This window comes from Micromonospora citrea, assembly GCF_900090315.1.
Taxonomy (GTDB): domain Bacteria; phylum Actinomycetota; class Actinomycetes; order Mycobacteriales; family Micromonosporaceae; genus Micromonospora; species Micromonospora citrea.
On sequence record NZ_FMHZ01000002.1, the window covers coordinates 4,749,056 to 4,774,511 of the forward strand.

General features: G+C 73.4%; 16 protein-coding genes and 1 pseudogene. 9 read left to right on the forward strand and 8 right to left on the reverse strand.

All coding sequences use genetic code 11. The features are described from left to right. Positions 1 to 31: 31 nt before the first annotated feature. The 3 genes and pseudogenes from icmA to GA0070606_RS21840 form a co-directional block, all read left to right on the forward strand. Complete coding sequence (gene icmA, locus GA0070606_RS21830) at positions 32 to 1,720, forward strand: coenzyme B12-dependent isobutyryl-CoA mutase large subunit (RefSeq protein ID WP_091103598.1); 1,689 nt, start codon at positions 32 to 34, stop codon at positions 1,718 to 1,720. Between the two features lie 222 nt (positions 1,721 to 1,942). Then, a complete protein-coding gene (locus GA0070606_RS21835; protein WP_091103601.1) occupies positions 1,943 to 2,851 on the forward strand; it encodes a tetratricopeptide repeat protein in 909 nt (302 codons plus the stop codon). A 115-nt stretch (positions 2,852 to 2,966) separates the two neighbouring features. Beyond that, positions 2,967 to 3,948 (forward strand): annotated as a pseudogene (locus GA0070606_RS21840) (arginase family protein); the annotation flags it as partial. A 1,052-nt stretch (positions 3,949 to 5,000) separates the two neighbouring features. On the opposite strand, the gene GA0070606_RS21845 reads toward GA0070606_RS21840, so the two are convergent. Continuing rightward, complete coding sequence (locus tag GA0070606_RS21845) at positions 5,001 to 6,965, reverse strand: penicillin-binding transpeptidase domain-containing protein (RefSeq protein ID WP_091103604.1); 1,965 nt, start codon at positions 6,963 to 6,965, stop codon at positions 5,001 to 5,003. A 291-nt stretch (positions 6,966 to 7,256) separates the two neighbouring features. On the opposite strand from GA0070606_RS21845, the gene GA0070606_RS21850 reads away from it, so the two are divergent. Continuing rightward, positions 7,257 to 12,308: an NAD-glutamate dehydrogenase gene (locus GA0070606_RS21850; protein WP_091103607.1), complete on the forward strand. Its 5,052-nt coding sequence runs from the start codon at positions 7,257 to 7,259 to the stop codon at positions 12,306 to 12,308. Positions 12,309 to 12,456: 148 nt separating this feature from the next. Here the strand turns inward: GA0070606_RS21850 and GA0070606_RS21855 are convergent, their stop codons facing one another. Both GA0070606_RS21855 and GA0070606_RS21860 read right to left on the reverse strand, forming a co-directional pair. Further along, entirely contained in the window at positions 12,457 to 13,158 is a 702-nt protein-coding gene (locus GA0070606_RS21855) for a class F sortase (protein WP_091103610.1), read from the reverse strand. Position 13,159: 1 nt separating this feature from the next. After that, on the reverse strand, positions 13,160 to 14,212 hold the full coding sequence (locus tag GA0070606_RS21860; RefSeq protein ID WP_091107998.1) for a hypothetical protein: 1,053 nt from the start codon (positions 14,210 to 14,212) through the stop codon (positions 13,160 to 13,162). Between the two features lie 549 nt (positions 14,213 to 14,761). Here GA0070606_RS21860 and GA0070606_RS21865 point away from each other — a divergent pair. After that, positions 14,762 to 16,552 carry a glycoside hydrolase family 6 protein gene (locus tag GA0070606_RS21865; protein WP_091103613.1) on the forward strand — a complete coding sequence of 597 codons (1,791 nt, stop codon included), beginning with the start codon at positions 14,762 to 14,764 and terminating at the stop codon, positions 16,550 to 16,552. A 112-nt stretch (positions 16,553 to 16,664) separates the two neighbouring features. Here the strand turns inward: GA0070606_RS21865 and GA0070606_RS21870 are convergent, their stop codons facing one another. From GA0070606_RS21870 to GA0070606_RS21890, 5 genes are all read right to left on the reverse strand, one after another. Continuing rightward, complete coding sequence (locus GA0070606_RS21870) at positions 16,665 to 17,048, reverse strand: hypothetical protein (protein WP_091103616.1); 384 nt, start codon at positions 17,046 to 17,048, stop codon at positions 16,665 to 16,667. Between the two features lie 86 nt (positions 17,049 to 17,134). Continuing rightward, positions 17,135 to 17,464: a hypothetical protein gene (locus GA0070606_RS21875; RefSeq protein ID WP_245724763.1), complete on the reverse strand. Its 330-nt coding sequence runs from the start codon at positions 17,462 to 17,464 to the stop codon at positions 17,135 to 17,137. Positions 17,465 to 17,480: 16 nt separating this feature from the next. Further along, a complete protein-coding gene (locus GA0070606_RS21880; RefSeq protein ID WP_091103622.1) occupies positions 17,481 to 19,139 on the reverse strand; it encodes a sodium:solute symporter family protein in 1,659 nt (552 codons plus the stop codon). A 174-nt stretch (positions 19,140 to 19,313) separates the two neighbouring features. Next, positions 19,314 to 20,357, reverse strand: a complete 1,044-nt coding sequence (locus tag GA0070606_RS21885) for a hypothetical protein (protein ID WP_091103625.1) — start codon at positions 20,355 to 20,357, stop codon at positions 19,314 to 19,316. 10 nt (positions 20,358 to 20,367) lie between these two features. Then, positions 20,368 to 20,961, reverse strand: a complete 594-nt coding sequence (locus GA0070606_RS21890; protein WP_091103629.1) for a hypothetical protein — start codon at positions 20,959 to 20,961, stop codon at positions 20,368 to 20,370. 515 nt (positions 20,962 to 21,476) lie between these two features. Here GA0070606_RS21890 and GA0070606_RS21895 point away from each other — a divergent pair. Genes GA0070606_RS21895 through GA0070606_RS21910 form a run of 4 tightly spaced genes read left to right on the forward strand, consistent with a single transcriptional unit; the run spans position 21,477 to position 25,362 of the window. Continuing rightward, the gene (locus tag GA0070606_RS21895) at positions 21,477 to 23,978 is read left to right on the forward strand and encodes a sensor histidine kinase (RefSeq protein WP_091103631.1); all 2,502 of its coding nucleotides are present in this window, start codon (positions 21,477 to 21,479) and stop codon (positions 23,976 to 23,978) included. After that, complete coding sequence (locus tag GA0070606_RS21900) at positions 23,978 to 24,400, forward strand: roadblock/LC7 domain-containing protein (protein WP_091103634.1); 423 nt, start codon at positions 23,978 to 23,980, stop codon at positions 24,398 to 24,400. The genes GA0070606_RS21895 and GA0070606_RS21900 overlap by 1 nt, the downstream gene beginning before the upstream one ends. Continuing rightward, the gene (locus GA0070606_RS21905) at positions 24,390 to 24,779 is read left to right on the forward strand and encodes a DUF742 domain-containing protein (protein WP_091103635.1); all 390 of its coding nucleotides are present in this window, start codon (positions 24,390 to 24,392) and stop codon (positions 24,777 to 24,779) included. The genes GA0070606_RS21900 and GA0070606_RS21905 overlap by 11 nt, the downstream gene beginning before the upstream one ends. Continuing rightward, positions 24,760 to 25,362, forward strand: coding sequence for a GTP-binding protein (locus tag GA0070606_RS21910; RefSeq protein WP_091103638.1), 603 nt, complete (start codon positions 24,760 to 24,762; stop codon positions 25,360 to 25,362). The genes GA0070606_RS21905 and GA0070606_RS21910 overlap by 20 nt, the downstream gene beginning before the upstream one ends. Positions 25,363 to 25,456: the final 94 nt, after the last annotated feature.

Consider the following 25,456-nt stretch of genomic DNA (forward strand, 5'->3'; position numbering starts at 1 on the left):
GCAGTCGAGGACTCGAGGAGGAGCCCCGCGGATGAACGCCGACGAGATCGCAGCCGGACGGGCACGCTGGCAGGCCCGCTACGACGCCGCGCGCAAGCGGGACGCCGACTTCACCACGCTCTCCGGGATGCCCGTCGACCCGGTCTACGGGCCGCCGGAGGGCGTCGCCTACCCGGGCTTCGAGCGGATCGGCTGGCCGGGCGAGTACCCGTACACCCGGGGCCTCTACCCGACCGGCTACCGCGGGCGGACCTGGACCATCCGGCAGTTCGCGGGCTTCGGCAACGCCCAGCAGACCAACGAGCGCTACAAGATGATCCTGGGCGCCGGCGGCGGCGGCCTCTCGGTCGCCTTCGACATGCCCACGCTGATGGGCCGGGACTCCGACGACCCGCAGTCGCTCGGCGAGGTGGGCCACTGCGGCGTCGCCATCGACTCGGCCGCCGACATGGAGACGCTCTTCGACGGCATCGACCTGGCCGGCGTGACCACCTCGATGACCATCTCCGGCCCGGCCGTGCCGGTCTTCTGCATGTACCTGGTGGCCGCCGAGCGGCAGGGCGCCGACCTGTCCCGGCTGGACGGCACGCTGCAGACCGACATCTTCAAGGAGTACATCGCGCAGAAGGAGTGGCTCTTCGACCCGGAGCCGCACCTGCGCCTCATCGGCGACCTGATGGAGTACTGCGCCCGGGAGATCCCGCGCTACAAGCCGCTCTCGGTCTCCGGCTACCACATCCGCGAGGCCGGCGCGACCGCCGCGCAGGAGCTGGCGTACACCCTCGCCGACGGCTTCGGCTACGTCGAGCTGGGGCTCTCGCGCGGGCTCGACGTCAACGTCTTCGCCCCCGGCCTGAGCTTCTTCTTCGACTCGCACGTCGACTTCTTCGAGGAGATCGCCAAGTTCCGGGCGGCCCGGCGGATCTGGGCGCGCTGGCTACGCGACGTCTACGGGGCCACCAGCGAGAAGGCGCTCTGGCTGCGGTTCCACACGCAGACCGCCGGGGTGTCGCTGACCGCCCAGCAGCCGGTCAACAACGTGGTGCGTACCGCCGTGGAGGCGCTCGCCGCGGTGCTCGGCGGGACCAACTCGCTGCACACCAACGCCCTGGACGAGACCCTGGCCCTGCCCACCGACGAGTCCGCCGAGATCGCCCTGCGTACCCAGCAGGTGCTGATGGAGGAGACCGGGGTGACCAACGTGGCCGACCCGCTCGGCGGGTCGTGGTACGTGGAGGCGCTCACCGACAAGATCGAGGCCGAGGCGGAGGAGATCTTCGCCCGGATCCGCCAGCTCGGCGGGGAGGGCCCGCACCAGATCGGCCCGATGACCTCCGGCATCCTGCGCGGCATCGAGGACGGCTGGTTCACCGGTCACATCGCCGAGTCCGCCTTCGTCTACCAGCAGGCGCTGGAGAAGGGCGAGAAGAAGATCGTCGGGGTCAACTGTCACACGGGCACGGTCGCCAAGGACCTGGAGATCCTGCGGATCTCGCACGAGGTGGAACTGGAGCAGCGCCGGGTGCTGGCCGAGCGGAAGGCCGGCCGCGACGAGGCAGCCGTCAAGGCCGCCATCGAGCGGATGGTCGCCGTCGGCCGGACCGACGGGAACATGATCCCCGCCATGCTGGACGCGGTGCGTGCCGAGGCCACCCTCGGCGAGATCTGCGACGCCCTGCGCGCCGAGTGGGGCATCTACCGCGAACCCGCCCGCTTCTAACCCACCCACCCACCCACCCCCTACCCACCCGCCCCCGCCCCCGCCCTCTCCCGCGATCTTGCACTTGCTGCCCCGGCGAATGCCGCGTACGCCGCGTACCGGGGGCCGAAAGTGCAAGATCGCGGAGGGCCGGGCGGGAGGGCGGGAGCAGGCGTGACAGTTGCAACTGTCGCCGTCGCGGTTGATCTGAGTTCGGCGCGTCGCGTGCGAGACTAGGTAACCATGAGCGACCCACGGATCACCTCGTCGATCTTCACCCGCGGCGCGGTCGACCTCAGCGCGCTGCGCACCCCCGCACCGACCCCCGCCCCCACCCAGCCCGGCCCCTCGGGCGGCCTGCCCGGCGCCACAGCCGGCGGCGGCGTCAGCGTCATCGACGTCAGCGAGGCGACGTTCCAGTCCGAGGTTCTCGAACGCTCGCTGACCACGCCGGTGATCGTGGACTTCTGGGCCGAGTGGTGCGAGCCGTGCAAGCAGCTCTCGCCGGTGCTGGAGCGGTTGGCCACCGAGGGCGGCGGCGCCTGGGTGCTCGCCAAGGTCGACGTGGACGCCAACCCGCGGATCGCGCAGATGTTCCGGGTGCAGGGCATCCCCATGGTCTACGCGGTGGTCGGCGGCCAGCCGATCGACGCCTTCTCCGGCGTGGTGCCCGAGGCGCAGCTGCGGCAGTGGATCCAGGCCGTGCTCAAGGCCGGTGGCGTCACCGTCGCCGAGCCGGAGGACCCCCGGCTCGACGAGGCCGACGACGCCCTGATGAGCGGCGACCTCGACGCCGCCGAGCAGGCGTACAAGAAGATCCTCGCCGAGTCCCCGGCGGACGCCGCGGCGGAGGCGGGCCTGGCCCAGGTCGGGCTGGCGCGCCGGGTGGCGGGGGCCGACCCGGGCGCGGCGATCGCCGCCGCGCAGGCCAACCCCGACGACGTCGAGGCCCAGCTCCTGGCCGCCGACATCGAGGTCCTCAGCGGTCAGGCCGAGGCGGCGTACGCCCGCCTGGTGGGCCTGGTCCGCCGCACCGCCGGCGACGACCGGGAGAAGGTACGCCGGCACCTCGTCGGACTCTTCGCGGTCGCCGGGCCGGAGGACCCCGCCGTCGCCTCGGCCCGCCGGGCGTTGGCCAGCGCCCTGTTCTGAGCACCCTCGACCCGGGCGCGCCCGTTCCTGGGGACGCCCGGTCTCCGCACCTGTAGCACGCCAGCGCGGGCCGGCGTTCCGGCCGGCCCGCCCGATTCTTCGAGGACGGGAGCCCATGATGCGCCGGATCGCCGTCCTCGACGCGCCCAGCAACCTCGGCCTGCGCCCACCCACGCCCACCTCGGTGCCCGGCTGCGCCAAGGCCCCCGGCGCGCTGCGCGACCAGGGGCTGCTCGCCCGGCTGCGGGCCCGGGACGCCGGATGCCTCACCGCGCCCCGCTACGACCCCGGCGACTGGCGGCCGGGCGACGGGGTCTGCCACGCCCGGGAGATCGCCGACTACTCGGTGGTGCTCGCCGAGCGGATCGGCGCGATCATCGACCGCGGGGAGTTCCCGCTGGTCCTCGGCGGGGACTGCTCGATCCTGCTCGGCTCGGCGCTGGCCATGCACCGGCTCGGCGAGGCAGTCGGCGGGCGCATCGGGCTCGTCTTCGTCGACGGCCACTCCGACTTCCGGCACCCCGGCAACGCCTCGTACGTCGGCGCGGCGGCCGGTGAGGACCTCGCGCTGGTGACCGGGCGCGGGCAGGCGGACCTGGCCGCCATCGAGGGGCGTCGGCCGTACTTCCGGGACATCGACGTGGTGGTGCTCGGCATCCGGGCGCAGGACGAGTACCGCCTCGACCTGCAGGCCGCCGGGATCACCACCCGGCCCGTGCCGGCGCTGCGCGCCGAGGGCGCCGCGCGTACGGCGCAGTGGGCGCACGAGCAGCTCGCCGACTGCGCCGGCTACTGGGTGCACATCGACGTCGACGTGCTCGACCCGGCCGTGATGCCCGCGGTCGACGCCCCCGACCCGGGTGGCATCGCCTTCGCCGAGCTGGAGATCCTGCTCGCCGGTCTGGTCGACACGCCGCACTGCCTCGGCGTCGAGCTGACCGTCTTCGACCCCGACTACGACCCCGACGGCGCGTACGCGGCCGAGATCGTCAACACGGTGGTCGCCGGGCTGCGTCCGGTCTCCGCGCCCGGCGCGATGCCGCCCCGGCTGCTGCCGGACGGGACGACCGCCCCGTCGGTCCGTCCGTCGGCTGCCGCCCCGTCGGCCCGGCCTGCGCCGACCGCCTCGTCGGCCCGTTCGTCCGCAACGTCCTCGTCGGTCCGTTCGTCGGGCCCAGCCTCGTCGGTCCGATCGTCCGCAACGTCCTCGTCGGCGGCGGCCCCGTCGGCTGCGTCCTCGTCGGGGGCGGCACCGTCGGCAGCGTCCTCGTCGGTGCCCTCGCCGGCTGCGTCCTCGTCGGCGGCGGACTCGCCGGTGCCGTCCGCCCGGCGGGGTGACAGTCGTCCAGATGGGCCGGCCACGGCCGCGTCGGCACTCGGCCCTGGCTTGGCTCCCGATGCCGGCACTCTCCCCGCCTACGCTGCTGCTGTCGCCGACGGCGCCGGTGACGGCGACGACCGGCATCCGGGGCGCGCCGGGGAGCGCACCGGGGACGCTCCGCCGGCTCCGCTCGGGCCGGTGGCTCCTGTCGTTCCGGTGGCTCCTGTCGTTCCGGTCGCCTCGGTCGATCAGGATGCTCCGCTCGCTGCTGTCGGGAACGGCGGGGCAGGCGGGACCGAGCCGGAGGGGACGGGGTCGGCGCGGCCCGAGCGGGTGGTACCGGAATCGTTGGGACCGGAATTGGCGCGGCCCGAGCTGGCAGGGCCGGAGCCGGTCGGTCCGCCCGCCTCGGCAGGTCCGGGCCGGCTGCGCAGGGTGCCGCTCGTGGGCCTCGGCCCGGAGGACGGGCCGCCCGCGCCCGACGGCGGCTCCTCGTCGTCCGGCGCGGGCATCGCCTGACCCACCCAACCTGCCGTACCGGGCCGGGCCGGCTGCCTCGGCCGTGCTGGCCGCTCCGATCGACCTGCCGCCGGCACAGGGCCGCGGCGGCCAAGTCGCCTGCGTGCGCCCGCGACCAGACCGCTCGGGCTACCCGGTAGCGCCCCATGCCGCGGACTCCCGTCCGCACATCGATGTCAAGATCCGCGCTACCTCCCGGAAATAGTGGCCGCTGGCGCGCCGGAGGCCACTACTTCCCGTAAGTTGTGCGGATCTTGACGCCGGGTGCGGGTGCGGGTGCGGGGATGGCGGGGCGCCGGCTGGGTCGGGTCAGCGGGGGAGGGCGCGTAGGAACCGTTCGACGGCCGGTACGGCGGTGGCGGTGCTGGCGCCGCCCTGCTCGACGAAGACCGCGAACGCGACGTCGCCCTGCCAGCCGACGAACCACGCGTGGGTGTGGGCGGGGTTGTTGTCGTACTCGGCGGTGCCGGTCTTGCCGTGCACGGGCGCCCCCGGCACGTCCTTGAGGGCGCTGCCGCTGCCAGCCGTGACCACCTCGCGCATCATCGCCCGGACGGCCTCGACCGACTCCGGCCTGAGCTGCGGGCCGGGCGCGGCGGGCTGCGCCGGGGCCGGGTCCAGCACCAGTTTCGGCTGCTCGAAGCGGCCCCGGGCGACCGCCGCGGTGGCCGACGCCATGGCCAGCGGGCTGACCACCGTGGTGCCCTGCCCGATCGCGGCGGCGGCCTGCTCGGTCGCGCCGCCGTTCGCCGAGACCTTGCCGGTGAAGGCGTCCAGGCCGAGGTCCCACTGCCCCTCCAGCCCCAGGGAGCGGCCGGTCACGGCCAGCCCGTCGGGGCCGAGCTTCGGCGCCAGCGCGGTGAACGCCGTGTTGCAGGACCTGGCGAAGTCGGTGCGGAACGGCACCGCGCCCAGTTCGAAGTTGTCGGAGTTCTTGAACGACCGGCCGTCCACCGTGAACGTCTTCGGACAGGGGACCGTCGCGTCCGGCGTCACCGCCCCCCGGTCGAGCAGGCCGAGGGCACTGACCATCTTGAAGGTGGAGCCCGGGGGAACCTGCGCGGTGAAGGCCAGGTTCTCGCCGGCGGCGCCGGGACCGTTGGCGGCGGCGAGCACCGCGCCGTCGCTGATCCGTACCGCCACCAGGGCCGAGCGGCGCTTCTCGCCGCGCAGGGCGGCGTCGGCGGCGTTCTGGGTGGCGACGTCGAGGGTCGTCCTCAGCGGCTGCCCCGGCTGTGGCTCGTGGCGGAACACCTCGGTGCCGGTGGGCACCAGCGTGCCGTCCGGGCCGGGGCGCTCGGCGATCACTTTCAGTCCGGGCGTGCCCCGCAGCCGCTCGTCGTAGCGGCCCTGGAGGCCGCCGTGGCCGACCAGGTCGCCGGCCGCGTACCGGTCCGGGTGCTTGGCGAGGTCGTCGGCCTGGGCCTGGTCGACGGAACCGAGCACCGCCCGGGCGAACTCGCGGGTGGGCGCGAGGTCGAGCTTGTCGCCGCGGAACTTGGTGCCCGGCAGGTCGTAGATGCGCGGCTTGATCTGCCGGTACGCCTCCTCGCGCAGCGTCACCACCTCGACGAACGCCCCGGGGTCGGCCTCGGCGAGCCGCTTGGGCAGGCCGGAGAGGTCCACCGGCGGGGTGATCGCCGGCCGGACGGCCCGGAAGGCGGCGTCCAGCTTCCGGGTCAGACCGGGCAGGTCGGTGACCTCGCCCGGCTGCAGCCCGACCCGCACCACCGGGCGGGGCGCCACGATCGGCTTGCCGGCGCCGTCGAGCACCGCGGCCCGAGGGCCGGCGTCGCGGCGCAGCGCGAGCCGGTCGCCCCGGCCGAGCTGCTCCTGCACCACCTGCGGCTCCCAGATCACCCGCCACCCGTCGTCGCCGCCCCGGCTGAGCCGGACCTGCCGGTCGTACGCCCAGCGGGTCTGCCCGGGCAGGGTCCACTCGATCCGGACCGTCGCCGTCGCGACGTTCGCGGTGATCTTCGCGTCGCCCTGCCGGGTCAGTGCCGGCGGCGTGGCCGCCAGCTCGCCGGAGAGCTGCTTGATCTCGCGGGAGACGTCGGCGGCCGGCACCTTCGCGCCCGCCGGGTCGACGAAGCCGACGGCCTGGAGGTCGCCGGAGCGCCAGCCGGCCAGGAACGCGTCGACGCTGCGCTCCGGTCCGTCGCCGCCCGAACACGCGGTGAGCGCGCCGGCCGCGAGAGTGGTCGCGGCGAGCAGCGCCAGCGACGGGCGGCGCCGGTTGCGGCGGTGACGGGTGGGGTACGAGAGGTGCATGGAGCGGGTCCCTCCGGGTCTCGGAACTGCTCCTGCACGCTAGTACGCGCGCGCCGGCCGCACGGCCCCTCCCGGCCGCGACGTGCGCAAAGACAAAGCGGTGACGGTGTGATGAACAACCGGAGGCGGGGTACTCCCCGACCGGCCAACCTCGTACCCGCAACGGGTGAAAGGACGAAGTCCGGAACCGGACGTCCGCACCGTGGTCCGCCGACGAAGGGGCGGAACGGCAGGGCCTAGGCTGGGCGGCAGAGTGACCCACAACGCGGTGGGTCGAGGGGAGTGGCACCGATGGACCGGCGTCCGGCGATCAAACCGGGACCCGACCTCCGGCAGGCTGACACCAGCCGGGACGACAGCTTCGATTCGGCAACCGACGGGGACGGCTTCGGCCGGCTCGACACAGGAGTGACCGGGATGACCGGTACGAGTATCGACACCATCTACGACCTGGGCCTGCCTGCGGACGCGCTGGCCGACGACGTGGAGGACAACGAACTCGACGAGCCGGTACCCAACGCGGAGCGCCTGGTGGCCCAGGCCGTGGCGCTCGCGGGTGACGACCACGACGCGGCGACCCTGGTCGGCCGCTTCTGGCGGTTCGCGCCCGACGAGGAGTTGATCGGCTTCACCGCCGAGGAGATGCTCGACGCCGCCCGGGCGCACCGGGACCTCGCGCAGCAGCGGGTGCCGGGCGAGCTGAAGTTGCGCATCCACGAGCCCGACGCCGACCAGCACCACAGCGTCATCGAGATCGTCACGGACGACATGCCGTTCCTGGTCGACTCGGTGACCGCCCTGCTCAACTCGCACCACCTGGACGTGCACCTGCTGGTGCACCCGCTGGTGGTGGTGCGGCGCGAGCCGTTGGGCCGGCTGCTGGAGGTCGCCGCCGACGTCGAGCCCGACGACGCCATCGCGGGCGACCTGGTCGAGAGCTGGATGCACATCGAGGTCGACCCGGTCCGCGACGCCGACGAGCGGGAGAAGCTGCGCCGGGAGCTGCAGCGGGTGCTGACCGACGTGCGGGAGGCGGTCGAGGACTGGCCCAAGATGCGCCAGCGGGCCCTCGCCCTCGCCGACGAGCTGGCCGCCGCGCGGACGTCGGACAATCGCCCGCCGGTGCCGGAGAAGGACATCACCGACTCGGTGGAGCTGCTCCGCTGGCTCGCCCACGACCACTTCACGTTCCTCGGCTACCGGGAGTACCGCCTGGTCGACACGAGCGACGGCGGCAAGGCGCTGGAGGCCGCGCTCGGCACCGGGCTCGGCATCCTGCGGCAGGACTCGCCCGAGGCCCGGCCGCTGTCGTCCATGACGCCCGAGGCGCACGACAGGGTCACCGAGAAGCGCCTGCTGATCATCACGAAGGCGAACTCCCGGGCCACCGTGCACCGCTCCGCCTACCTGGACTACATCGGCTTCAAGGTCTTCAACTCCGCCGGTGAGGTGGTCGGCGAGCGGCGCTTCCTGGGCCTGTTCTCCACCGCCGCGTACCGGACCAGCGTGCAGGAACTGCCGGTGGTGCGCCGCAAGGTGGCCGAGGTGCTGGACCGCTCCGGCCTGAGCCAGCGCAGCCACTCCGGCAAGGACCTGCTCCAGATCCTGGAGACCTACCCGCGCGACGAGCTGTTCCAGATCAAGACCGACGACCTCTACCACGCGGTGATCGGCGTGCTGCGGATGGCGGGCCGCCGGCAGCTGCGGGTGTTCCTGCGCCGGGACGCGTACGGGCGGTTCATCTCCTGCCTGATCTACCTGCCCCGGGACCGGTTCACCACCCAGAACCGGCTGCGCATGCAGGACATCCTGCTGCGCGAGCTGAACGGTGTCGGGGTCGACTACACGACCCGGGTCACCGAGTCGATGCTGGCCCGGGTGCACTTCATCGTGCGGACCGACCCGACCAGGCCCCCGGGCGACATCGACGCCGACCTGCTCGCCGAGGAGCTGGCCGACGCCACCCGGCTGTGGGACGACGACTACCGGCTGGTGCTGGAGCGCAAGCTCGGCGACGAGCAGGCCAAGCACCTCTTCGCCCGGTACGCCGACGCCTTCCCCGAGGGCTACAAGGACGGCCACACGCCGTACGAGGCGATGAAGGACCTGGCCAAGCTGGAGCTGCTGGAGGAACCCGGCCAGCTGGAGATGCACCTGTTCCGCAAGCAGCTCGCGCCGCGGGCCGGCGGGCGGGGCCCGGACGTCGACGAGGCGATGGACGTCCGCTTCAAGGTCTACCGCTACGGCGAGCCGATGATGCTCTCCGCCGTGCTGCCGGTGCTGCACTCGCTCGGCGTCCGGGTGGTCGACGAGCACCCGCACGAGGTGGACCGGGTCGACGGCCGGGTCTACCTCTACGACTTCGGCCTGCGCCTGCCCGAGGGGCACCAGGAGCTGGCCGAGGTGCGCCCGCACGTGGAGAACGCCTTCGCCGCGGCGTGGCGGGGCGAGGCCGAGGTGGACGGCTTCAACGAGCTGGTGCTGCGCGGCGGGCTCACCTGGCGGCAGGTGGTGGTGCTGCGCGCGTACGCGAAGTACCTGCGCCAGGCCGGCACGGTCTTCTCCCAGGAGTACATGGAGTCGACCTTCATCGCGTACCCGAGGATCGCCGCGCTGCTGGTGCAGCTCTTCGAGGCCCGGTTCGCGCCCGGCGCGACGGACCAGGAGGAGCGGCGGCGGCGCAGCGAGACGCTGGTCGCCGAGATCCGGGGCGCGCTGGACGACGTGGCCAGCCTCGACCAGGACCGGATCCTGCGCGCCTACCTGACGCTGATCCAGGCCACCCTGCGCACCAGCTTCTACCAGAAGCGCTCCGACGGGCGGCCGAAGTCGTACGTCGCGCTCAAGCTGGACCCGCAGGCGATCCCGGACCTGCCGGCGCCCCGCCCGAAGTTCGAGATCTTCGTCTACTCGCCGCGTTTCGAGGGCGTGCACCTGCGGTTCGGGCCGGTGGCCCGGGGCGGGCTGCGCTGGTCGGACCGCCGCGAGGACTTCCGCACCGAGGTGCTGGGCCTGGTCAAGGCGCAGATGGTGAAGAACGCCGTCATCGTGCCGGTCGGCGCCAAGGGCGGCTTCGTGCTCAAGCAGAAGCCGGGGGACCGCGACGAGGCGGTCGTCTGCTACAAGGAGTTCATCTCGGCGCTGCTCGACGTCACGGACAACATCGTCAGCGGCGAGATCGTGCCGCCGGAGGACGTGGTCCGGCACGACGGCGACGACCCGTACATGGTGGTCGCGGCCGACAAGGGCACGGCGACGTTCTCCGACATCGCCAACGAGATCTCCACGGCGCACAACTTCTGGCTCGGCGACGCGTTCGCCTCCGGCGGCTCCGCCGGGTACGACCACAAGAAGATGGGCATCACCGCCCGGGGCGCCTGGGAGTCGGTGAAGCGGCACTTCCGCGAGATGGGCCACGACACCCAGACCCAGGACTTCACCGTGGTCGGCGTCGGCGACATGTCCGGCGACGTGTTCGGCAACGGGATGCTGCTGTCGGAGCACATCCGGCTGGTGGCCGCCTTCGACCACCGGCACATCTTCCTCGACCCGGATCCGGACGCCGCCACGTCGTACGCCGAGCGGAAGCGGCTGTTCGAGCTGCCCCGGTCGTCGTGGGAGGACTACGACCGGAAGCTGATCTCGGCCGGCGGCGGGGTGTATCCGCGTACGGCCAAGTCGGTGCCGATCTCGCCGCAGGTGCGCGAGCGGCTCGGCCTGGACGCCGGCACCGAGCAGCTCTCCCCGCAGGAGTTGATGAAGGCGATCCTGACGGCGCCGGTCGACCTGTTCTGGAACGGCGGCATCGGCACGTACGTGAAGGCCTCCAGCCAGAGCAACGCCGAGGTGGGCGACAAGTCCAACGACTCGATCCGGGTGGACGGCAGGAACCTGCGCTGCCGGGTGGCCGGCGAGGGCGGCAACCTGGGCTGGACCCAGCTCGGCCGGATCGAGTACGCCCAGACCGGCGGCCGGATCTACACGGACTTCATCGACAACGCGGCCGGGGTGGACTGCTCCGACCACGAGGTGAACATCAAGATCCTGCTGAACACGGCGGTCGCCGACGGCGCGCTGACGCTCCCCGAGCGGGACGAGCTGCTCGCCGAGATGACCGACGAGGTCGCCGAGCTGGTGCTGCGGGACAACTACGACCAGGCCCGGGCGATCAACAACGCGCAGGCGCAGGCGGCGTCGCTGCTGCCGGTGCACCGGCGGATGATCACCGAGCTGGAGCGGTCGGGGGCGCTGGACCGGTCCCTGGAGGCGCTGCCGTCGGACGAGGAGCTGGCGGTGCGGACCGAGTCCGGGCTGACCGCGCCGGAGTTCGCGGTGCTGCTCGCGTACGTCAAGATCGTCCTTGAGACGGAGATCCTGGCCGACGGGCTCGCGGACGAGGAGTGGACGACCGGCGTCCTGGTCGACTACTTCCCGACGCCGATGCGCGAGCGGTTCGCCGACCGGATGGGCCAGCACCGGCTGCGCCGGGACATCGTCACCACCGTCCTGGTCAACGAGGCGATCAACCGGGGCGGCATCTCGTTCGTCTTCCGGGTCGTCGAGGAGACGGCCGCCTCGGCGGCGGACGTGATCCGGGCGTACGTGGTGGTCCGCGAGGTGTTCGGGCTGGGCGAGCTGTGGGACGCGGTGGAGGCCCTGGACAACAGGATCGCCCCGGAGCTGCAGACGAGCGTCTACCTCGACACCCGGCGGCTGCTGGACCGGGCGGTGCGGTGGCTGGTCACCAACCGCCGCTCGCCGATCGACGTGCCGGCGGAGATCGCCCGGTTGCGCGACGGGGTGGCCCGGCTCCTGCCCGACCTGGAGGAGCGTTTCCACGGCAGCGAGCGGGAGTCGCTGGCGGCCCACATCGACTCGCTGACCGAGCGGGGGCTGCCGCGTGACCTGGCCGAGCAGGCGACCCGGCTGATGTACAGCTTCGGCCTGCTCGACGTGGTGGAGACCGCGGCGAGCAGCGGGCGGGACGTGGGCGAGGTGGCCTCGGTCTACTTCGTGCTCTCCGACCGGTTCCGGGTCGACTCGCTGCTGTCGAAGATCTCGCTGCTGCCGCGGGAGGACCGCTGGCAGACGCTGGCCCGGATGGCGCTGCGCTACGACCTGTACGCCGCGCTGGCCGCGCTGACCGCGGAGGTGCTCGACTCCACGCCCGCCAGCGAGTCGCCGCAGGAGCGGGTGCTCCAGTGGGAGCAGTCGAACGCCACGTCGATCCACCGGGCCGAGCGGGCGATGGGGGAGTTCGACGAGTCCCGGGCGGACCTCGCCGCCCTGTCGGTGCTGCTGCGCCAGATCCGCACCCTGGTGCGGACCTCCGCCGCCGCCTGACGCCGGACAGCGAAGCGGTCCGGCCGGTCGGGGGAACCGACCGGCCGGACCGCTTCCGTCGTGGGAGCCGTCGCCGCGCCGCCGGCGTGCGGCGCCCGGGCCGGCGAGTGCCGGACGTGCCGGCCGGAACCCGGTGGACGGCCCGAGGTCAGGCAGGCATGGAGGCGAAGACGACCACGTTGTCCGGGTAGCTGCGGGCGGCCTGGTCGAAGACCCCGCCGCAGGTGACCACGCGCAGGCCGGGCCGGTCGCTGGGGCCGTAGACCTGCTCGGTCGGGAACTCGTTCTTCGGGTACGCCTTCACCGACTCGACCGTGAAGGTGGCCCGCTGGCCGTCCTCGCGGGTGACCGTGATCGTGTCCCCGGGTTGCAGGGCGCCGAGGGAGAAGAAGACCGCCGGCCCCATCGCCGCCGAGTCGACGTGCCCGACGATGACCGCGTTGCCGACCTCGCCCGGGCTGGGCCCCGGCTCGTACCAGCCCGCGAGCTGCGCCTGCTCCAGCGGGGGCACCTGGACGGTGCCGTCGGGGTTGGTGCCGAGCGACATGATCGAAGCGTCGACCCCGATGCGGGGAATGGTGATCGTGGTGGGGGTGGAACGGGCGAGCCCGGTGGCGGCCCCGCGGACGACGTCCGGGTCCGCGCCGTCGGAGCCCGGCACGTCGGCGGCCGCCGGCCCGCTGCCGGCCGGCGCGGCCTGGGCCAGGGGCTGGGGAGGGCGGGGCGCGGACGTGGTCTTGAGCGAGGCGCCGATCATGCCGGCGCCCACCATCGCGAGCAGGACGACGACGGCCGCGCCGGCGGCGCGCCACGGTCTCCCGTGACGGCCGCCGGCCGGTGTCGCCGTCACGTCAGACGAAGGACTCATCGGTCCGGCGCCGACGCATCAGCACGAGGCCACCCAGGGCGGCCGCGCCGAGCAGGCTCGCCCCACCGGCGGCCAGGCCCCGGTCGGTGCCGGCGCCGACGCCACCGTCACCGCCGTCGACCCCGCCGCGGGGCAGGACGACCAGTTCGCCCTCGCCGCACGAGCCCTTGAGCTTGTAGCGGCCCGGCTTGGCGTGCTCGGAGACCTCGGCCTCGCCGTAGTAGACGAAGTCCCGCTTGTGCTCCCAGCCCTTGTCCTTGCCGTAGCCCTCGGACTCCTCGTCGGACCAGCCGTTCTCGTGGCCCTTGCGGTCGCGCTCGTCCGAGCCCCACTCGTCCGAGCCGCTGCCCGCGTGGTCCTCGCGGCCGTAGTCGCCACGCTCCGAGTCCCACTTGTCCGAGCCGTAGCCCTCGTGGTCCTCGCGGCTGTAGTCACCGCGCTCCGAGCCGCGCTCGTCCGAGCCGTACCCCTTGTGGTCCTTGCGGTCCTCGCGGCCGCCCTCGGCGTCCTGGCCGTGCTCGTAGCCCTTCCAGTCCCGTCCGCCCTCGTCGGCGGCGGCGTCGGCGGCGCCCCCGCCCCGGCCGTCGGCGGCCGGCGGCTGCGGCTTCCCGGTGCCGTCGTCCGTCGGCTGCGGCTTCGGGGTCTCGTCCTTGCCGTCGTGGTCGCGGCCCTTGTCCTGGTCGCGCCCCTTGTCCTGGTCGTGGCCCTTGTCGTGGTCGCGCCCCTTGTCGTGGTCGCGCCCCTTGTCGTGGTCGCGGGAGCCCTCCTCCCCACGCCGGTCACCGCGGTCCTCGGCCGGCTTGAGCTTGACCTTGCCGGTGACCTTGGACCACACGTAGGCGTGCTCCTGGCGCTCCGTGCAGATCTCGAGCAGCTTGACCGTGTCGCCCGCCTTGACGACGTGGGGCTTGGCGTAGACCTTGCCCTCCTCGCCGTGGTTGCCGTCCGCGAACGCGATCCCCGGCGTGAACACGAGCAGCGACGCGCCGCCGAGGGCAGCGCCCGCAACCATCTTCCCGAGCATCTTGTTTGCCATGACCTGCGTCACTCCATCCCTGTTGTCCTGGGCTCGGTCGACAACCGAGCTAGGAACGACGTTAGACCGTTTCACGAGCTATGCAGGGAAAGATTCGTGTTTTGACCTTTGTTGTGCAGCAGGGCGATAGACGAGTTAAGCCGGTTAAGTCGCTCTCGGTGGCCGGCCGCGCGGTTGCGGCCCTCGGGCGCCGCGACGCCCTCCCCGCGCCCCCCGGGCCGCCGCGGCCGCCGTCGTCCGGTCGGCGCCCCCGCCCTGCCGCCTCATCGCATCGAGGCATTGCCATGGAAGCGCTCCCATGCAAGAATCTCCGCACGCGGTTCTTCACGGAGCCACACCGCGCAGGCAGGAGTTCGAGGGCAACCGGTCCGCCGGGACGACCTCCCGCCCCGGCCGGCCGTCGTCGCCGGTCGCACCACCACCACGCCCGTCCGGGTCGGGCGCCCCCGAAGAATCCCGTTGGTGCCGGCGGTCGTCCGCGCAGGACGCCCATCGGGCCGTATCGCCGGGCCGTTCGCGGATCCGGTCTCGCCCAAGGAGATCAGTGGCATGAATGTGTGGAGAAGGCTGTCCGGTCCACGCCGGGCCCTCGCGCTCGGCGGCGCGGGCGCCCTGGTCGCGGGCGGACTGGTGACCCTTCCGGTCACCGTGGCGCACGCCGCCACCCAGTGCGACGTGTCGTACACGACCAGCGACTGGCAGGGCGGGTTCACCGCCACCGTCAACATCAAGAACGTCGGCGACGCCCTCAACGGCTGGACGCTGGGCTTCACCTTCCCCGACGGCAACCAGCGGGTGCAGCAGGGCTGGTCGGCCCGGTGGTCGCAGACGGGCCAGAACGTCACCGCGCAGAGCGAGTCCTGGAACGGATCGGTGGCCAGCGGGGCCACCGTCAGCATCGGCTTCAACGGCTCGTGGAGCGGCAGCAACCCGAAGCCCACGTCGTTCACCCTCAACGGGGTGACCTGCAACGGCGGCACCACCCCCACGACCCCGCCGCCCACCACGCCGCCGCCGACGACCCCGCCGCCCACCACGCCGCCGCCGACGACCCCGCCGCCCACCACGCCCCCGCCCGGGCAGCGCGTCGACAACCCGTACCTGAACGCCCAGGGGTACGTGAACCCGGAGTGGAAGGCGAAAGCCGAGTCCGTGCCGGGCGGCAACCGGGTGTCGAACAACCCGACCGCCGTGTGGCTGGACCGGATCGCCGCCATCAACGGCACCCCCGACAGCAGCTCCAACGGCGCGATGGGCGTCCGGGACCACCTGGACGAGGCGCTGGAGCAGGGCGCGAAGTACATCCAGTTCGTCATCTACAACCTGCCCGGCCGGGACTGCTCGGCGCTGGCCTCCAACGGTGAGCTGGGCCCGAACGAGCTGCCCCGCTACAAGGCCGAGTACATCGACCCGATCGCCGCGATCCAGGGCGACCCGAAGTACGCCGGCCTGCGGATCATCAACATCATCGAGATCGACTCGCTGCCGAACCTGGTGACCAACACCTCGGGCAACCCCGGCGGCACCGCGATGTGCGACACGGTCAAGGCCAACGGCGCGTACGTCAACGGCGTCGGGTACGCCCTGGCGAAGCTCGGCGCCATCGGCAACGTCTACAACTACATCGACGCCGCCCACCACGGCTGGATCGGCTGGGACAGCAACTTCGGCCCGACCGCCGACCAGCTGAAGGCCGCCGCCGTGGCGTCCGGCAGCACGGTGGCCAACGTGCACGGCTTCATCGTCAACACGGCCAACTACTCCGCCCTGCGGGAGCCGTACGTCAAGATCACCGACACGGTCAACGGCCAGACGGTGCGGCAGTCCAAGTGGATCGACTGGAACCAGTACGTCGACGAGCTGTCGTTCGCCCAGGCGTTCCGGCAGAAGCTGGTCTCCGTCGGCTTCGACAGCAACATCGGCATGCTGATCGACACCTCCCGCAACGGCTGGGGCGGCTCCGCCCGGCCCACCGGCCCGGGCGCGACGACCAGCGTGGACACCTACGTCAACGGCGGCCGGGTGGACCGGCGGATCCACGCCGGCAACTGGTGCAACCAGGCCGGCGCCGGCCTGGGCGAGCGCCCCAAGGCCGCCCCGGAGCCGGGCATCGACGCGTACGTCTGGGTGAAGCCCCCGGGCGAGTCGGACGGCTCCAGCAAGGAGATCCCCAACAACGAGGGCAAGGGCTTCGACCGGATGTGCGACCCGACCTACACCGGCAACGCCCGCAACGGCAACAACATGAGCGGCGCCCTGCCGGACGCCCCGATCTCGGGCGCCTGGTTCCCCGCGCAGTTCACCCAGCTCATGCAGAACGCGTACCCGCCGCTGTCCTGACCCCGGCGCCCACCCGCCGCTGGCAGTAGGTGAGGCACTCCAGCGGCAGGTTCCCCGGGCCCCTGGTCCGACCGCTCGGCGGTCGGGCCAGGGGCCCACTCGCGTACCCCGGTCAGGGGACCGTCTTCTCGATCGCCGCCCGGCCCATCTCCGCCAGGTCGCGCCGGGCCCGCTCGACGTTCTCCGGCGTCAGGTCCTGGCCCCGGGCCGCGACCAGGTCCTCCGGCTCCCAGGGCTGCTCCGCGCCGGTGCGGATGTTGTCCGGGGCCGCCCCCGTGCCGGTGCCGGTGGCTCCCGTGCCGGCGGCGTACGGGTCGCCGATCAGCTCGTCGGTGGGTGCTCCGCCCGCCGGCCGGTCGCCGGGCTCCGTGAACGACGGGGTGTCCCGGTCGGCGCCGCCGCCGGTCATCAGCTGGGGGACGCCGGTGTCGTCCTCGACCGCCGCGGCCACCTCGGGGCTCTCCTCCAGCGGTCGGTCACGGTCACGATCCGTCATATCGCTGCCCTCCTGCCGCCAGGTGGTGTCCTGATCCTCCTCGCGTACCCCACGTGGCGGCGCCCATGCCCGGAACGGCGGGCCGGTCAGCGACCCTCGCCGGGCGGCTCCGACGACGGGGCCGGGGACTCCGGCGGCTGCGCCGGGTTGCGCCACTGCCACAGCAGCATCAGCACGCCGAACGCCAGCATGCCGAGGCCCGCCCAGAGGTTGATCCGCACCCCCTGCGCCTTCTCCACGGCGGTGGCGCCGTCGAAGACGCCGACCAGGGTGACGATCACCCCGTACACCGTGAAGAGACCGCCGATCACCCGACGGATGTCGAACAGCCGCGCGGCGGCGGACCGCCGGCGGGCCTCCTCGGTGGCCCGCACCATGTGGTCGTGCCCCCGGGGGTTGAGGTTCTCCATCGACATGGTCGCGCACCCCTTTCTAGAAGACCGGCAGGTAGAGCAGGAGGGAGAGCACCACCGCGATCAGGCCGAGCAGCACCGGCGACCGCCACCAGACCCGGTCGCCGGCCAGCACGTCGCCCGTCAGGTCGACGTCGCCCGCGCCGTAGACCAGCCCGCGCAGGTCCTCGTCCCGCTTCGGCGCGGTGAACGGGGTGACCACGGCGGCGACGACGGCCGCCGTGACGAACGCGATGCCGGCGCCCCAGAAGCTCTCCTCCAGGTCGGAGTTGAAGTGGATCACCCCGGCCTTGTAGAGCAGGTAGGTGGCCAGCGCGGCCAGGGTGCCGAAGAGCAGGGAGAGGAAGCCGGCCGCCGCGCTCATCCGCCGCCAGAACATGCCGATGATGAAGGTGGCGAACAGCGGCGCGTTGAACAGCGAGAAGAGCGCCTGGATGTAGTTCATGATGTTGCTGAAGCCGGCGGCGATGAACGCCGTGCCGATGCCGACCAGCACGCCGCCGACCGTCGCCCACCGGCCGATGCGGATGTAGTGGTCGTCGGGGCGGTCCCGGCGTACGTACTGCTGCCAGATGTCGTAGGTGAACACGGTGTTGAAGCCGCTGACGTTCGCCGCCATGCCGGCCATGAACGACGCGACCAGGCCGGTCACCGCGATCCCGAGCACGCCGTTGGGCAGCAGGTCGCGCATCAGCAGCGGGATCGCGTTGTTGTAGACCAGGTCGCCGCTCTCCGCGCCGAGCCCCTGCACCGTCACCAGGGCGACCAGGCCGGGGATCACCGTGACCACCGGGATGAGCAGCTTCGGGTACGCGGCGATGATCGGCGTCCGCCGGGCGGCGCTCATGTTCTTGGCCGACAGGGCGCGCTGCACCTCGGCGAAGTTGGTCGTCCAGTAGCCGAAGGAGAGCACGAAGCCGAGGCCGAAGACGATGCCGATCCAGTGCGCGCCGAGCGGGTTGGCGGTGCCGCCCGTGTCCTGCCAGGTGTGCAGCCCCGCCTCGCCCAGCTTCGACTCGCGCACCGCGTCCATCAGGCCGCCGACGCCGCCCACCTTGACCAGGCCCAGGATCGTGATCGGCAGCAGGCCCGCGATGATCACGAAGAACTGGAGCACCTCGTTGTAGATCGCCCCGGAGAGCCCGCCCACCGTGATGTACGCCAGCACGATCAGCGCGCCGACCACGATGGCGACCCAGAGCGGCCAGCCGAGCAGCGCCTGCATGATCAGCGCCAGCGCGTAGAGGTTCACCCCGGCGATGAGCACCTGGGCGGCGGCGAAGCTGAGCGCGTTCAGCAGGTGGGTGGGGCGGTTGAAGCGCAGCCGCAGGTACTCGGGCACGCTGCGGACCTTGGAACCGTAGTAGAAGGGCATCATCACGATGCCGAGGAAGACCATGGCCGGCACGGCGCCGATCCAGTAGTAGTGCAGCGTCATCGCGCCGTACTGGGCGCCGTTGGCGGCCATGCCGATGATCTCCAACGCGCCCAGGTTGGCGGAGACGAAGGCCAGCCCGGTCACCCAGGCGGGCAGGGAGCGGCCGGAGAGGAAGAAGTCGACGCTGGTCCTGATGGCCCGCCGGGCGGCGAAGCCGACGCCGAGCACCGTGACGAAGTAGAGCGCCAGGATTCCGTAGTCCAGGGCGTTCATGCTCAGCCGGAGGCCACCGTCGTCCATCCCGTCACCCTTTCCTCGACCGGCCGCGCCGGATGAGTGCGTGCGTGTCCAGTTACCCGGTACGCGAAGTTAGATGCCTGGAGCGGCCCGGACGTGCGACGGGGATTCGCGCGCCGCCGGGTGGACACGACGGGGCGCCCCGGCCGGTGCCTGCCGGGGCGCCCCGTCGAGCGGTCAGCGGCCGAGGACGCGGTCCAGGAAGTCGCGGTAGTGGCGGACCGCCATCCGCAGTTGCTCGGTGTCGGCCGAGCCGGCGTCCTGCCAGCCGCCCAGCTTGTTCTTCTGCGCGGACAGCGCCGAGGCGAGCGCCTGGATGGCCTCGTCGACCAGCGACTGCGCCTCCCCGGCCGCCGCCCGCGGGTCGTCCACGAACCGCAGCTGGACGTCCCGCCAGCGGTCCCGGAAGCCCTGCGCGGTCGCCGGGTCCAGGAGCGAGGCCGGCTCGGCGGCCACCGTCGACCCGGCCGGCCGGGACGTCCCGGCGTCCTCCAGCGTGCCCGGGGTGCCGGCGCGCCCGGGCGAGGTGTGTTCGGTGTCCGGGTCCACCATCGCGGGGGTGGCGCTGCCGTACCCGGCCCCGCCGGCGGCGGCCGTCTCCGGGTCGCCGGTCCGCCCGGTCACGTCGGCCCGGCGCTCCGGTCGGCCGTCGGTGGCGTCCGGCGGCAGCACGGTCGTGCCGCGCCGGCCCTCCCCGCGCCCGTCCTCCCCCTGCCCGCCGAGGCGGTCCTCCCCGTGCCCGCTCGCGCCGTGACCGCCGGCGCGGTGGAACTCCGCCGTCGGGTCGGCCCGACGGCCCTCGCGCTCGCCGTCCACGGCCCCGTCGCCGGGCCGGGCGGTCCACTCGGCGCGCGGGTCGGGCTCGTTCTCCGGACTCGGGTTCGCCAGGGCGGACGCGGCCACCGCCCCACCGACCGTGGTGGCGCCGAAGGCCGTGGGCACCGGACCCGGCTCGTGGAACTCCGGCCGGCCACCGTCGGTGTCCCGGCCGCGGGATCGCGCCGCGTCGGCGTCCCGGCCGCCGGACCGCCCGCCGTCGGTGGCGCGGTCCGGGGCGCGCTCGCCGGCGACCGCCGGGTCGTCGAAGGTGCCCCGGTCGTCGAGGGCGTCCTCGGGCACCTCGGACCGGCTGGCCTGGTCGCCGGGCGGCGGCACCGGTACCGGCGCGGAGCGGACGGCCTCGGGGTGCGTGTTCTCCACCCGCTGCTCTTCCTGTCGCATCGCGGTCTCCTCAGCGGCTCGTGACGTCGTGCTGACTGTCCGGACTGCGCTGCTCGGGCGGCCGGTGTCCCACCGGCTCCTCGCCGAGCAGGTCGGCGAAGAGGGCGCGGTAGTGGACGACCGCCTGGCGGAGCTCCTCGGTGCTGGCCTCGCCGCGCGAGTTGCGCAGGTGGATCTCGTGGGCGTCGCGGTAGTGGCCCAGCGTCCGGGCGTGTTCCACGGAAAGATGGGCGATCTGGTCGGAGAAGTCACCGGTCGGGTAGCCGCGTTCGGCGATGAGCCGCGTGACGAGTTCGTCCGCGTCGCCCACGGTTTCGGCGGGCGAGTCCACGAAGCGGACCTGCAACTCCTCCCAGGCGGCGGCGTAGCGGGCGCGGGACTCGGGCGCGAGCGGGGTGAGCGCGAGCTCGGCGTGCCGGCGCTCCCGCTCCCGCAGCTCCCGCTCGGCGGCGGTACGGCTGTCCTGCTCGGCGACGGCGCGGTCGTACTCGGGACCGAACCGAGACCGCAGCGCCCGGCGGCGCGCGTATGACCGGGCGGCCACGGCCAGCGCCGCGATCACCAGCACGACGAGAACTATGACGATTACCTGCGTGGGCGACATGGCTCCTCCTTCGCCAGAGGTATTCCCTCCGCTCGGTGATCGCCAATCCCGTTCCGGCGCACTTTCCTGACGAACCCGACGGGTGGGGATTCCCCGGTACCGCCATGGCAAGTCACCCGGACCGACTCGTCGTCGCCACCTCCCGCAAGCTTGACTCGTTCCAGAGAGCGCGCCTGGGTGGGGCGGGTGCCCGGCGCGGGCGGAGGGCCGCCGCTTCCGGGGAAGGATCGCCATGTCGACCGGGAGCGGATCCCGGAGCGCACGACCCGCGCGGCTGCGCGGTGCGAGGCGAAACAGCTACGAACGTCCCACCGGGTTCCGGCGGGGTGCTCGTCCGGTGTGGACGTCCGTCCGGTGGGCCCGACGCGACGGACGGTAGTGCATCGGGCGGTATTTACGTATCCTGCCCAAGGCGTCAGCCGGAGTGCCGGCACCGTGGGTCGGGACCGTCCGACCTCGACGCTGCCCGGCCGGCGCCGGCGCCCCCGCAGCCACACCTTCCGGGCGAGGTCTGATTGAACACCCGCGACTGGCCGATCCGCTCCAAGCTGACCGCGCTGGTCGTCGTCCCGGTCACCGCGCTGCTGGCACTGTGGATCTTCGCCACCACGCTGACCTTCGGGCCGGCCCTCGACCTGCTCTCCGCCCGGACCCTCCTCTACGACCTCGGTCGCCCCGGCGAGGCGGTGGTGGCCGAGCTGCAACGGGAGCGTCGCCTCTCCGTGGTGCAACTGGCCGGGCCGGGTGTCGCCCCCGGGCTCGCCGAGCAGCGCCAGCGGACCGACCGGGCGGTCGCCGAACTGCGCCGCCGGGTCGGCGGGGAGGAACTGCGCGACGCCGCCGACGACATCCTCGACGCCCGGATCGACCAACTGGTCACCGCGCTGGAGGCGCTGCCCGCCGGGCGCGGGTTCATCGACCGGCGCGAGGTCGACCGGGTCGGCGCCGTCGGGCTCTACAGCGGCATGATCAATTCGGCCTTCCTGGCGTTCTCCGCCATGGCCAACCTGCCCGACCGCGACCTGAACCGCGAGGCGCTCGCCGTCACCGCGCTCGGGCGCTCCCGCGAGCTGCTCGGCCGGACCGACGCCCTGCTGGCCGGGGCGTTCACGGCCGGTCGGTTCGGCGAGGGGGAGCACATCCAGCTGGTGCAGAGCGTCGCCAACCAGCGCTTCCTCGTCGAGGGGGCGGTCGCGGACCTGCCCGACGCGGAACGCGTCGCGTTCCAGCGGCTGACCGAGGGCGAGGCCTTCAGCCGGCTGCGGACGATGCAGGACACCCTGGTCGACCCCCGGTCGTCGGCCAGGCCGGCCGTCGACCCGGCGCGTTGGCAGGCCGATCACGAGACGGTGCAGCAGGCGCTGCGCGAGTTCGAGCTGGCCCAGGCCGAGGGCCTCGCCGAACGGTCGGTGCCGTCGGCCGTCCGCATCCTGGTCCGGCTCGGCGCCGCCGGAGTGCTCGGCCTGGTCGCCGTCGTGGTGTCGGTCGTGGTGGCGCTGCGGGTCGGCCGTTCCCTCGCGCACCGGCTCACCGGCGTACGCACGGCCGCGCTCGACATGGCCGAGCATCGGCTGCCCGACGTGGTGGCCCGGCTGCGTCGGGGCGAGCAGGTCGACGTCGCCCGGGAGGCGCCCCCGCTGGAGTACGGCGCCGACGAGATCGGCCAGGTGGCGCGGGCGTTCACCGAGGTGCAGCGGACGGCGGTCCGGTCGGCCGTCGACGAGGTCACCCTGCGCCGGGGGCTCAACGAGGTCTTCCTCAACATCGCCCGGCGCAGCCAGGGGCTGGTGCACCGGCAGCTCGCCCTGCTCGATCGGATGGAGCGGCACACGGAGGATCCGGACGAGCTGGCCGAGCTGTTCCGCGTCGACCACCTCGCCACCCGGCTGCGGCGGCACGCGGAGGACCTGGTCATCCTCGCCGGTGCGGCGCCGGGGCGGGGCTGGCGCAACCCGGTCGCGATGGTCGACCTGATCCGGGGCGCCATCTCCGAGGTGGAGTCGTACGACCGCGTCGACATCGGCGCCGTGCAGCCCGGCGGCACGCTGGGACGGGCCGTCGGCGACGTGATCCACCTGCTCGCCGAGCTGATCGAGAACGCGACGGCGTTCTCCCCGCCGCACACCCGGGTGGAGATCTCCGGGCAGTACGTCGCGAACGGCTACGCGGTGGAGGTGACCGACCATGGCCTCGGCATGTCCACCGCCGCCCTGGAGGACGCGAACCGGCGGCTGGCCCGGTCGCCCGACTTCGAGCCCACCGAGACGGCCCGGCTCGGTCACTTCGTGGTGGCCCGGCTGGCCGCGCGGCACGGCGTCCGGGTGCGGCTGCGCCCGTCCGACGGTGGCGGCGGGCTGACCGCCGTGGTGCTCATCCCCACCGACCTCGTCACCGACGAGCCGGCCCTGGTGCCGGCGGCCGCCGGGCCGGCCGAGCATCCGTCCGGGGGCGCCCCGGAGGAGCGGCGGCTGACCCGGGCGGGCCGGCTGAGCACGCTGCCCCGGCCCCGCCCGGCCCGGCCCGCCGACTCCGCCGCCGGCCAGGCGACCGACGTCGCCGCCGGCCCGGTCCGTGGCGTCGGGCAGCACGAGGACGCTCCCGGCGACCCCGCCCCGGCGGCGCCCGGCGGGCCCGGCCCCGCCCAGACCGCCGGCGAGGTGGACGGGCTGCCCCGCCGGGTACGGCGTCGTGGGTCGGCCGGCCGGCCCGGGCAGTCGAGCCCGGGCGCGCCGGGTGGCCGGCTCGCCGGGGACACGGCGGCCCGGCGGCCGGTGGACGGCCCGACGCTGCGACAGCCGGTGATCGACAGCCCGGCCCCGCGCACCCCGGAGGAGGCGCGACGGGCCATGTCCGCCCTCCAGGCGGGCACCGCCCGGGGCCGCGCGGCCGCCGCCGGTGACGCCGCGCCGGAGCGGGCCGCGGGACGCCCCCCGGGCGCCGACGCCACCACGAACCCGACGCCGGCCGGGTCGCCGGCGGACCCCGACCCCGTGACCGTGACTGAGAGGGACGCCTGATGCTGCATCCGACGAGGCAGAGCGCCGATCTCGACTGGTTGCTCGACGATCTGGTGGAACGGGTGCCACCCGCCCGGCAGGCGGTGGTGCTGTCGGCCGACGGGCTGCTGCTCGGCTCCTCCCGCGGCCTGGACCGCGCCGACGCCGAGCACCTGTGCGCGCTTGCGTCCGGCTTCTCCAGCCTGGCCCGGGGCGCGAGCCGGCACGTGGCCGGCGGGGCGGTCCGGCAGACGGTGGTCGAGATGGAGTCGGCGTACCTCTTCGTCACCGCCGCCGGGCAGGGCGCCTGCCTGGCCGTGGTCAGCGACGCGGACGCGGACATCGGCCTGGTGGCGTACGAGATGGCGATGCTGGTCACCCGAGTGGGGGAGTACCTGAGCGCCCCGGCCCGGTCGACGGCGGGGGCCGCCGATGCGGGCTGAGTCCCCCGGTCCCCAGCACGAGTGGCTCGACGACGACGCCGGCCCCGTGGTGCGCCCCTACACCCTCACCGGTGGCCGGGTCCGGTCGTCCGCGGACGGCTTCGACGTGGTCGCGTACGTGCTGGCCGAACCGGCCGCCGACCCCGACGCCCATCCCGAGCTGCACCCGGAGCACCGGCGGCTGGTGTCGCTGGCGGCCCGCCCGGTCCCCGTCGCCGAGCTGGCGGCCGAACTCGACCTCGCGCTGGGCGTGGTCCGCGTCCTCCTCGGCGACCTGCTGGCCAAGGGGCTCATCGCGGTGCACCAGCCCACCGCCGCCGCCTACCTGCCCGACGACGACATCCTGAAGGCGGTGGTCAGTGGACTCCGTGCGCTATGACCGGCCCGGATCCGGCACCCGGATCCCGCTCGCACTGAAGATCCTCATCGCCGGGGGCTTCGGCGCCGGCAAGACGACGCTGGTGAGCGCGCTCAGCGAGGTCCGGCCGCTGCAGACCGAGGAGGTCCTGACCGGGGCCGGGGTCGGCACCGACGACCTGTCGGGCGTCGAGGCGAAGTCGACCACGACGGTGGCGATGGACTTCGGCCGGATCACGATCAACGACGACCTCCAGGTCTACCTGTTCGGCACGCCGGGCCAGGACCGGTTCTGGTTCCTCTGGGACGAGCTGGCCTTCGGGGCGCTCGGCGCGGTGGTGCTCGCCGACACCCGTCGGCTGGCCGACTGCTTCCCGTCGATCGACTACTTCGAGCAGCGGGGTGTCCCGTTCGTGGTGGGCGTGAACTGCTTCGACGGCGCCCGCCGGTTCGACCTGGAGTCCGTACGCCAGGCGCTGGACCTCGACCCCGACGTGCCGCTGGTGCTCTGCGACGCCCGGGACCGGCAGTCCGGCAAGGAGGTGCTCATCGCCCTGGTCGAGCACGTGGCCCGCCAGCGCGGCGAGCCGGTGCCGGCGGCCTGAGCCCGACCGGCCGGGTGGAGATCGGCGCGGCCCTCGGGGGCTAAGCGGACGGCGCGCGGGGAAGTCCTCTGGTGAGATCGACGGAGGAATCGGC